Annotated in this window: 11 protein-coding genes and 1 tRNA gene; all 12 read left to right on the top strand. The window is 27.9% G+C overall.

The annotated features are described in order from the left end of the window. Positions 1-2: 2 nt before the first annotated feature. Positions 3-79 (top strand) — tRNA-Asn (locus GM111_RS07660). Between the two features lie 235 nt (positions 80-314). Beyond that, positions 315-1,244: a peptide-methionine (R)-S-oxide reductase MsrB gene (gene msrB / locus GM111_RS07655; protein WP_156300514.1), complete on the top strand. Its 930-nt coding sequence runs from the start codon at positions 315-317 to the stop codon at positions 1,242-1,244. Positions 1,245-1,254: 10 nt separating this feature from the next. Further along, entirely contained in the window at positions 1,255-1,569 is a 315-nt protein-coding gene (locus tag GM111_RS07650; protein WP_156300513.1) for a YtxH domain-containing protein, read from the top strand. A 3-nt stretch (positions 1,570-1,572) separates the two neighbouring features. Then, positions 1,573-3,489 (top strand): V-type ATP synthase subunit I, encoded by a 1,917-nt coding sequence (locus GM111_RS07645; RefSeq protein ID WP_156300512.1) that lies wholly within the window; start codon positions 1,573-1,575, stop codon positions 3,487-3,489. A 13-nt stretch (positions 3,490-3,502) separates the two neighbouring features. After that, on the top strand, positions 3,503-3,979 hold the full coding sequence (locus tag GM111_RS07640; protein WP_156300511.1) for a V-type ATP synthase subunit K: 477 nt from the start codon (positions 3,503-3,505) through the stop codon (positions 3,977-3,979). Between the two features lie 10 nt (positions 3,980-3,989). Next, positions 3,990-4,538, top strand: coding sequence for a V-type ATP synthase subunit E (locus GM111_RS07635; protein WP_156300510.1), 549 nt, complete (start codon positions 3,990-3,992; stop codon positions 4,536-4,538). Positions 4,539-4,549: 11 nt separating this feature from the next. Further along, complete coding sequence (locus GM111_RS07630) at positions 4,550-5,473, top strand: V-type ATPase subunit (protein ID WP_197034534.1); 924 nt, start codon at positions 4,550-4,552, stop codon at positions 5,471-5,473. After that, on the top strand, positions 5,466-5,795 hold the full coding sequence (locus GM111_RS07625; protein WP_156300508.1) for a V-type ATP synthase subunit F: 330 nt from the start codon (positions 5,466-5,468) through the stop codon (positions 5,793-5,795). Before GM111_RS07630 ends, GM111_RS07625 begins: the two co-directional genes overlap by 8 nt. Positions 5,796-5,812: 17 nt before the next feature. Then, positions 5,813-7,579, top strand: a complete 1,767-nt coding sequence (locus GM111_RS07620) for a V-type ATP synthase subunit A (protein ID WP_331279615.1) — start codon at positions 5,813-5,815, stop codon at positions 7,577-7,579. Further along, on the top strand, positions 7,579-8,958 hold the full coding sequence (locus GM111_RS07615; RefSeq protein WP_156300506.1) for a V-type ATP synthase subunit B: 1,380 nt from the start codon (positions 7,579-7,581) through the stop codon (positions 8,956-8,958). The genes GM111_RS07620 and GM111_RS07615 overlap by 1 nt, the downstream gene beginning before the upstream one ends. 2 nt (positions 8,959-8,960) lie before the next feature. Then, positions 8,961-9,584 (top strand): V-type ATP synthase subunit D, encoded by a 624-nt coding sequence (locus GM111_RS07610; RefSeq protein WP_156300505.1) that lies wholly within the window; start codon positions 8,961-8,963, stop codon positions 9,582-9,584. Positions 9,585-9,753: 169 nt separating this feature from the next. Beyond that, positions 9,754-9,922 (top strand): ATP-binding cassette domain-containing protein (locus GM111_RS07605; RefSeq protein WP_156299685.1); only part of this gene is annotated, 169 nt, incomplete at its 3' end.

Here is a 9,922-nt window from a genome sequence, read left to right as displayed (position 1 = left end):
ATGACTTTGTAGCTCAGTCGGTTAGAGCATCTGACTGTTAATCAGAGGGTCGAAGGTTCGAGTCCTTCCAAGGTCGCCATTTAATATTTAAAACAGAATACATAGAAGCCTTTTGGCTTCTTTTTTTGTATTGACAAATTAAATTTATAATGTATAATATTAAGTATAGTGTAACGGTATCTATATAATATTTATTGAATTTCTGAACATTTTAGTTTATATATTTTTTAGATAAAATAAGGAGAACTTTTCTTTTTTTATTTACTAAATTATGATATAATTAAGGTAATAAGTAAAAAAATGAGGTGATTATTTTGAAAAAAATATATTTAGCTGGTGGGTGCTTTTGGGGTATGCAAGGTTACTTTAAAAGAGTACTTGGAGTTGTAAATACAACAGTTGGTTATGCTAATGGTATTTCACCTAATACTAGTTATAAGGAACTTAAATTAACAGATCATGTTGAAACATTAGAGATAGAATATAATTCTAATTTAGTTAGACTTGAGGAATTACTACTTAGATTTTTTAAATTAATTGATCCACTTTCAGTAAATAAACAAGGTGGAGATATAGGTAGACAATATCGAACTGGAATTTATTATATTGACGATGCTGATATTCCAGTTATTAATAAAGTATATAACTTTATTGAGAAAAAAATTGGATCTAAATTAGTTGTTGAAAATGAACCATTAAGAGAATATATACTTGCAGAAGATTATCATCAAGATTATTTAGATAATAATCCGGATGGTTATTGTCATATAAATCTACATTCTGCATATGAACCAGTATTTGATAAAATATATATTAAACCAGAACTAGAGGAATTAAGAACAAAACTTAGTAAGTTAGAATTTGAAATATCTCAAAACAGTGCTACTGAAAGACCTTTTACTTCTGAATTTGAACAATTTGAAGAAGAAGGTATTTATATAAATGTTGTTACAGGAGAGCCATTATTTTTATCTCATAATAAATTTGATGCAGGTTGTGGTTGGCCTAGCTTTACTAGACCTATTTTAACAGAAACAGTTAACTTTTATGAAGATAATTCTCATGGAATGAATAGAATAGAAGTTAAAAGTGCAAAAGATTTAGCACATCTTGGTCATGTATTCACAGATGGACCAAGAGATAAAGGATCACTACGTTATTGTATTAATGGAGCAATTCTAAGATTTGTTCCTAAGGAAAAACTTGAAGAATATGGTTATGGTGATTATATAGTACTATTTTAAAGGAGGGAAAATGGCAAAAGAGATTTTAGAAAAGTTAGAAGAAATTGAAAAATTAGCAAAAGATAGTTTTGAATCATCTCAAAAAGAGTTACATTCAAATATTGAGAATTTAAAGTTAAATTTAGAAGAAAGTTTTACTCAAAATATTAAAGAGTATAAAGTTGAACTTGTAGAAAAATTAAATAAAGAAAAAGACGAATTAAGAAATTCATTAGAGTATAAGATTACGGAAATGAAAGATAAATCTGAAAAATTATCAAATAACTTTCATGATAAAATAGATTTAGTTTTAGAAGAAGTAAAAAATATAGTAATGAAAGGATAAAATATGGCAATAGTAAAGGTTGAAAAGTTTAATTTAATAAGCTTTAAAAATGAACTAAACGCCTTATTGAAACAACTACAAGAATTTGTGGAAGTAGACTTTAGAGAATTAGATTTAGAATTAGATAATCTTAAATCTGAAGGTAAAGAAGAGCTAGAAGATAAGATATATAAACTAGAGTCTATAATCAAGAAAATTAGAAGATATTCTGAAAAAAAACCTTTAATTCAATCTTTAAGAGAAGGTAAAAAAGAATTTAGTTACCAAGAACTTGAAGGATATATCAACAAGATTGATATAGATAGTATAATTGAGGAAATTAATCATATTTTCCATCAAAAGGAAAGTAAGATTAAAGCTAATGAAAACTTAGTAAATGAAATAAGAGAATATGAAAAATGGTCTAATCTGGATGTTACTGAAAGTGATTTAAGTAGACTAAAAAATGTAGATGTTAATATAGGGAGTATGTCAGTTAAGAATTTTGAAAAATTTAAATTAGAGGATTTAAGTTTATCAGAATTAGAAATAATTGATTATGGGAAAAAAGAAGTTAATTTTATTATCTTTTCTGATAAAGATGCAAATATGTCAGATAAGCTGAGATTATATAACTTTAATAAGTTAAATATAGATATTAAAAAACTTCCAATAGAAATAAAAAAAGAAAAAATGGATAAGCTTAATAAAAATAAAATTGAATTAGAAGAACTTGATAAAAAATTAAGTGAAAATGGAATACATTTAGAGAAAATAGAGATAGCTTATGAGTATTATAAAAATATTCTCCTAAAAGAAAATGTGAAGGAAATGTTCAAATCAACTGAAAAGCTTAGTGCTATAAGTGGATATATCCCTTCAGAAAGAAAAAAAGAATTTGAAGAAAGAATAGAAAAAGTATGTAATAAAGATTATTACTTAGAGTATGAAGAATTTGATGAAACTTCAAGAGACATACCAATAAAACTTGCAAATAACGAAGTTTTAGAGCCGTTTGAAACTCTAACTGCAACATATTCGTTACCAAAATATACTGAAATAGATCCAACAATACTTGTTGCTCCATTCTTTTGGTTATTCTTTGGAATGATGATAGCAGATTTAGGATATGGTATAGTAATGAGTGTGTTATCAGGAATAGCATTATTAATATTTAAATTAGATAAAACTGGAAAGTCAGTAGCTAAATTCTTACTAATGTTAGGAATATCAACTATGTTCTGGGGATTATTATATGGTTCATTATTTGGATATGAATTTAGTAATCCATTACATATTTATTCACCTACAAGTGATTATCAACCAGTAATGATATTATCAATAATTTTAGGTATTATACATATATTTATTGCTTTAGGAGTTAAAGCATATTTATTAATAAGAGATAAAAGATATTATGATGCATTATGTGATGTTGGATTTTGGATAGTAACATTAATATCTACAGGATACTTCGTATTTGCTAAATTTACAGGGGTAGAAGGTAGTTATGTAACTATTGCAAAATACACCATGATAATTTCGATGTTATTAATTGTTGCCACTGGTGGTAGAGAAGTTAAAAATGTTGGAGGAAGAATAGGATTAGGAGTTTATGCTCTTTATGGAATTTCAGGATATATGGGTGATTTAATCTCATATGTAAGGCTTATGGCATTAGGATTATCAGGAGGATATATTGCTTATGCTGTAAACATGATAGCATCTATGATGGGTAATAAATGGTATATGTTAATCTTTGTTGGATTAATATTAGTAATTGGACATGCATTTAACTTATTCTTATCAATGTTAGGAGCATATGTTCATACATCAAGATTAATATATGTAGAGTTTTTCTCTAAATTCTACGAAGGTGGAGGGAAACCATTTAAAGACTTTAAAATAAAAGAAAAATATATAAACATAAGAAATAATTAGGAGGAAAATACAAATGATAAGTTTAGAAGCATTATTAGTAAATTTAGGACCAGCTTTAGGATATTTAGGAGCAGCACTTGCAGCAATTCTTGCAGGAATAGGTTCAGCAAAAGCAGTAGGAATGGTTGGGGAAGCAGCAGCTGGAATAGTTATAGAAGAACCTGAAAAATTTGGTAAATCATTAATCTTACAATTATTACCAGGTTCACAAGGATTATATGGATTCGTTATTGCATTACTTGCATCAGGAAAAATTTCATCAGCAACTACAGTTTCTCAAGGATTAGTAGTTTTAGTAGCTTGTTTACCAATAGCATTTGTTGGTTTACATTCAGCTATAGCTCAAGCGAGAGTTTCAGTTGCAGGTATTACTATACTTGCAAAAAATGAAGAACAACAAGTTAAAGGTATAGTTTATGCGGTAATGGTTGAGATTTATGCCCTATTAGGATTAGTAATATCTGTAATCTTATTAAATAACGTAGCTTAGGAGTGTAAAAATGATATCAAATTTAGATAATATAATGTCAAAGATTAAAGCAGATAGCAATGAAAAAATATCTTTGATAACTGAGGAAGCAAACAAACAAATGAATGCTTTAAAAAATGATTTTGAAAATAGACTTAAATCAGAAAAAGAAAATATTACTAGAAAATTTGAATCAACTAAAACATTAGAACTTGAAAGAATTGCTTCAGGTGTTGAATTAAAATGTAAAAATATCTTACTTCAAACTAAGCAAGGGTTAATAACAGAAGTAATTGACAAATTAAAAGGAATTTTAGAAAATATTTCATTGGATGAAATGAAAACTTTCTTATTAGATAATTTATCAAAAAGAACTAAAAAGTTTGATGATGAAGAAATATTAATTCCAGAAAAGTTCAATGCTTTATTAGGATTATTACCTAATATTAAAGTTGATGAAAATGTAAAAAATGGCTTTATTATTAAACATAAAGGTATAGAAGAAAACTATAGTTTTGATAGTTTAATTAGACATAAAAGAGAAGAGTTAGAAGAAGCAATACAAAAATATTTTGAATAAGGAGAATGAAGATGAATAGAAATAATTTCATTTTGCCTGTTTCTATAATAAAAATTCAAGAAAAAAAATTATTAACTGAGCAAAAGTTAATAAGAATGATTGAAACAAATACGTTAAAAGAAATACTTAAAACATTAAATGATACAGAATATGCATTTTCAATGGCTGGTGTTACAAATGATGAAATGTATGAAGAAATATTATTTAATGAAACGAAAAGAGTATTTTCATTTGTAAGAGAACTTACAAAAGAAGAACAAGGTATAGTAGATATGATTGCTTTAAAGTATGAATATCAAAATCTTAAGTTAAGACTTAAAAATGATTATTCAAACTCTGATCTTGAAAAGCATATTTTAGATACAGGTATGCAAAAAGATAATTTAGAAAAAAATCTTTTAGTTGTTAAAAAAGAAAAGGATTTACAAAAAGCATCAATATTATTAGATAAAATGTATTTGGAAGATGTTCATAGAATTTCTAGGGAATTAAATGAAGACATATTTATTAAATATAGCAATAGAGTAATAGATAAATATAATATAGTAACATTCTTAAGACTTAAAAAACAAAATAAAAATATTGATTATGTAGAAAATATGTTTGTTGATGGCGGAAGTATTTCTAAAAACGAACTAGTAAAAATATATGAAAATAATACATATTTACCAGTATTTAAAAAAGCAACTATAGCTAAATATTGGGATAAGTTTGAAAAAGATGGAAATATATCGGATATTGAAAAGATGTTTGATAATATGATAATTAACTTAGCAGTTGATTATAGAAATGTGACTATAGGTCCAGAACCAATATTTACATATATTATAGCTAAAGAATATGAAATGAAGGCACTAAGATTAATTATGTCTGGTAAATTAAACAATATAAATCCAGAAGTAATTAAAGAAAGATTGAGAGGTGTTTATGTATAAGATAGCAGCAATTGGAGACAGAGACACTGTAATTTCTTTTAAGGTTTTAGGTGTTGATGTATTTAGTATAGATAATTTTGAAAATGTAGAAATGAGTATACAAAAAATAAAATCAACTATAGATTATTTAGCAAGTAATAATTATGGGATAATATTTATAACAGAAGAATATGCTCAAAGAGCAGAAGAAGTTTTAGAAAGATATAAAATAGAAATTCTTCCTATGATAACTTTAATACCAAACAATGCTGGTACTTTAAACTTAGGAATGTCTAAAATAGATGAAAATATAGAAAAGGCAATAGGAACTAATATCTTTTAATGAAGGGAGAAAATACTTTGCAAGGTAGAATAGTAAAAGTATCAGGGCCACTTGTAGTTGCAGAAAATATGCAACATGCTAATGTATTTGACATGGTAAAAGTTGGTAATGATAAACTTATAGGTGAAATAATAGAAATGAGAGGAGATAGAGCCTCTATACAAGTATATGAAGAAACTACTGGAATTGGAACTAATGAGCCTGTTGAAACAACAGGAATGCCTTTATCAGTTGAATTAGGACCAGGTCTATTAGAAAATATGTTTGATGGTATTCAAAGACCACTTGATAAAATTAAACAAAAAGTTGGAGACTTCTTACTAAAAGGAGTAGAAGTAAACGCTTTAGATAGAGAAAAAGTTTGGGAATTTGTTGCGACTAAAACAGTAGGGGAAAGAGTAAGTTCTGGGTATGTTTTAGGAACAGTTCAAGAAACAGAAGTAATCAAACATAAAATAATGGTTCCAGTTGGAATAGAAGGAACAATTAAAAAAATTGAAAGTGGTAATTTTACAGTAGAAGATATAATTGCTGTAATTGAAACAGAAAACGGCGATGTTAATGTAAATATGATACAAAGATGGCCAGTAAGAAAAGGTAGAAAATATGCTAAAAAAATTAATCCTGATGAACCTTTAATTACAGGACAAAGAGTAATAGATACATTCTTCCCAGTTTCTAAAGGAGGAACAGCTTGTGTTCCAGGACCTTTCGGATCAGGGAAAACTGTAGTACAACACCAATTTGCTAAATGGGGAGATGCTCAAGTAGTGGTTTATGTTGGATGTGGAGAACGTGGAAACGAAATGACAGACGTTTTAATGGAATTTCCTGAAATAATAGATCCATTAACAGGTAAATCTTTAATGCAAAGAACTGTATTAATAGCAAATACTTCAAATATGCCAGTTGCGGCAAGGGAAGCTTCAATTTATACAGGTATAACAATAGCTGAGTACTTTAGAGATATGGGTTATTCAGTATCAATAATGGCTGATTCTACATCACGTTGGGCAGAAGCATTAAGAGAAATGTCAGGACGTTTAGAAGAAATGCCAGGGGATGAAGGATATCCAGCATATCTATCATCTAGAGCTGCAGATTTCTATGAAAGAGCAGGAAAAGTAGTTTGTTTAGGAGAAGATGAAAGAATAGGAGCACTTACAGTTATAGGTGCGGTATCACCTCCAGGAGGAGATATTTCAGAACCAGTTTCTCAAGCAACATTACGGATAGTTAAAGTATTCTGGGGACTTGATGCACAACTTGCATATAGAAGACATTTCCCAGCAATTAACTGGTTAAATTCTTATTCATTATATCAAACTAAAGTTGATGAATGGATGGATAAAAATGTTGATGAGAAATTCTCTGAAAATAGAACTATGGCTATGAAATTATTACAAGAGGAAGCAGGATTACAAGAGATAGTAAGACTTGTTGGTAAAGATACTTTATCATTTGAAGATCAATTAAAACTTGAAGCTGCAAAAAGTATAAGAGAAGATTATTTACAACAAAATGCCTTCCATGAACAAGACACATATACTTCTTTAGATAAACAAAATAAGATGTTAAACATGGTATTACATTTCTATAAACAAGCTAAAAAAGCTTTAGAGAAAAATGTATATGTTAATGATATTTTAGAACTTGAAGTAAGAGAAAAAATTGCAAGAGCAAAATACTTATCAGAAGAAAATATATACAAAATAGAAGAAATTAACAAAGAAGTTGATGAAAAAATCAATGAACTTATCTCAAGACAAGGGGAGGTAATGTAGTGATTAAAGAATATAAAACAATTAATGAAATAGTAGGACCATTAATGACAGTTGAAGGTGTTGAAGGTGTAAGCTATGATGAATTAGTAGAAGTAGAAACACAAACTGGTGAAATAAGACTAGGAAAAGTACTTGAAGTAAATGAAGATAAAGCAGTACTTCAATTATTTGAATCACCAGCAGGTATAAATATGAGAGATTCTAAAGTAAGATTTTTAGGTAGACCTTTAAAATTAAGAGTTTCTGAAGATATGATAGGAAGAGTATTTGATGGACTAGGAAGAGAAAAAGATAACGGACCTAAAATTGTAGCTGAAAAATCTTTAGATATTAATGGACTAGCATTAAATCCAGTTGCAAGAGATTATCCTTCAGAATTTATTCAAACAGGGGTTTCAGCAATAGATGGATTAAATACTTTAGTTAGAGGACAAAAATTACCTATTTTCTCTGGTTCAGGACTTCCACATGCTGAACTTGCAGCTCAAATAGCAAGACAAGCAAGAGTATTAGGAGATGGAGAAAAATTCGCAGTAGTATTTGCTGCAGTAGGAATTACATATGAAGAAGCAGAATTCTTTATTGAAGATTTCAAGAAAACAGGTGCTATAGATAGAGCAGTTCTATTTATTAACCTTGCAAATGACCCTTCAGTAGAAAGAATAGCTACTCCAAGAATGGCTTTAACTTGTTCAGAATATTTAGCATTTGAAAAAGGAATGAATGTTTTAACAATAATTACAGATTTAACTAACTACTGTGAAGCATTAAGGGAAATTTCAGCTGCTAGAAAAGAAGTTCCAGGAAGACGTGGATATCCAGGATATCTATATACTGACTTATCAACTCTTTATGAAAGAGCAGGTAAATTAAAAGGTAAACCAGGATCAATTACACAAATACCTATACTTACTATGCCTGAAGATGATAAAACACATCCAATTCCAGATTTAACTGGATATATTACAGAGGGACAAATAGTTCTTTCAAGAGAATTATATAAAAAGAATGTAATGCCTCCAATTGATGTTTTACCATCACTTTCAAGATTAAAAGATAAAGGTATAGGAAGAAATAAAACTAGAGAAGATCATGCAGATACAATGAACCAATTATTCTCAGCTTATGCAACTGGTAAAGAGGCAAAAGAATTAGCTGTAATCTTAGGGGAGTCTGCACTATCTGATACAGATAAACAATTTGCTAAGTTTGCAACTGCATTTGAAGAAAAATATGTTGGGCAAGGATTTAATTTAAATAGAAGTATTATTGATACTCTTGAACTTGGATGGGATTTATTAAGAATATTACCTAAAAATGAGTTGAAGAGAATTAGAGATGAATATTTAGAAAAATATTTAGAAAAAAAGGATAATTAATTATGGCAAGATTAAATGTAAATCCAACAAGAATGGAGTTAAGTAAACTTAAGATTAAGTTGGTTACAGCAAAAAAAGGACATAAATTACTTAAAGATAAACAAGATGAATTAATGAGAATATTTATAGAAACTGTAAAACAGAATAGAGAAATGAGAAAAAGAGTTGAAGAAAAACTTACAAGTTCACTAAAAAATTTTTCAATTTCTAAATCATTAATTTCAGAGTCTTCTTTTGAAGAAGCTGTAGCAGTACCTAAAATTAGTTTTGAGGTTAATGTTGAAAAGAAAAATGTTATGAGTGTTAGAATACCACAAATAACATTAGAAAAAAATGGAAATGATGATGATATTTATCCTTATTCATTCGCTTATACTAGTTCAGAACTAGATATGGCTGTTGAGGATTTAAGTAATGTAATGAATGAGTTATTAAAACTTTCTGAAATTGAAAAATCTGCACAACTAATGGCAGATGAAATAGAAAAAACAAGAAGAAGAGTTAATGCTTTAGAATACATGACTATACCAACTTTAGAAGAAACTATCAAATTTATCAGAATGAAACTTGATGAAAATGATAGGGGAGCTATTATTAGATTAATGAAAGCTGGAATAAAAAATTAAATAAATAGAAATTGGCGAAATATTTTTTCGCCTTTTTTTATTAGCTTTTGAACAAAAATTTCATAAAATTTTTAGAAATTGCAAAAAAATTTCAAAAAAATGATTGACTTTATGAAAAGTTGAGGTATAATGTTATTGTAGAAATATATTTTTTATTAGGAGAGAGTAAATGGCAGAAGTAATATTAAAGAATGTAGAAAAACAATATCCAAATGGATTTAAAGCAGTACATGGAATAAACCTAGAAATAAAAGATGGAGAATTCATGGTATTTGTAGGACCATCAGGATGTGCAAAATCAACAACACTAAGAATGATAGCAGGATTAGAAGACATAA

Origin of the sequence: Streptobacillus canis (assembly GCF_009733925.1) — a bacterium.
In the GTDB taxonomy this organism is placed as follows: domain Bacteria; phylum Fusobacteriota; class Fusobacteriia; order Fusobacteriales; family Leptotrichiaceae; genus Streptobacillus; species Streptobacillus canis.
This window is presented reverse-complemented; position numbering and strand designations above follow the sequence as displayed.

What these genes read in the sequence shown, in the direction of transcription:
- GM111_RS07640 (WP_156300511.1), top strand. Translation starts at nt 3,503, where the DNA reads ATGATAAGTTTAGAAGCATTATTAGTAAATTTAGGACCAGCTTTAGGA.
- GM111_RS07630 (WP_197034534.1), top strand. Translation starts at nt 4,550, where the DNA reads ATGAATAGAAATAATTTCATTTTGCCTGTTTCTATAATAAAAATTCAA.
- GM111_RS07650 (WP_156300513.1), top strand. Translation starts at nt 1,255, where the DNA reads ATGGCAAAAGAGATTTTAGAAAAGTTAGAAGAAATTGAAAAATTAGCA.
- GM111_RS07625 (WP_156300508.1), top strand. Translation starts at nt 5,466, where the DNA reads ATGTATAAGATAGCAGCAATTGGAGACAGAGACACTGTAATTTCTTTT.
- GM111_RS07645 (WP_156300512.1), top strand. Translation starts at nt 1,573, where the DNA reads ATGGCAATAGTAAAGGTTGAAAAGTTTAATTTAATAAGCTTTAAAAAT.
- GM111_RS07635 (WP_156300510.1), top strand. Translation starts at nt 3,990, where the DNA reads ATGATATCAAATTTAGATAATATAATGTCAAAGATTAAAGCAGATAGC.
- GM111_RS07610 (WP_156300505.1), top strand. Translation starts at nt 8,961, where the DNA reads ATGGCAAGATTAAATGTAAATCCAACAAGAATGGAGTTAAGTAAACTT.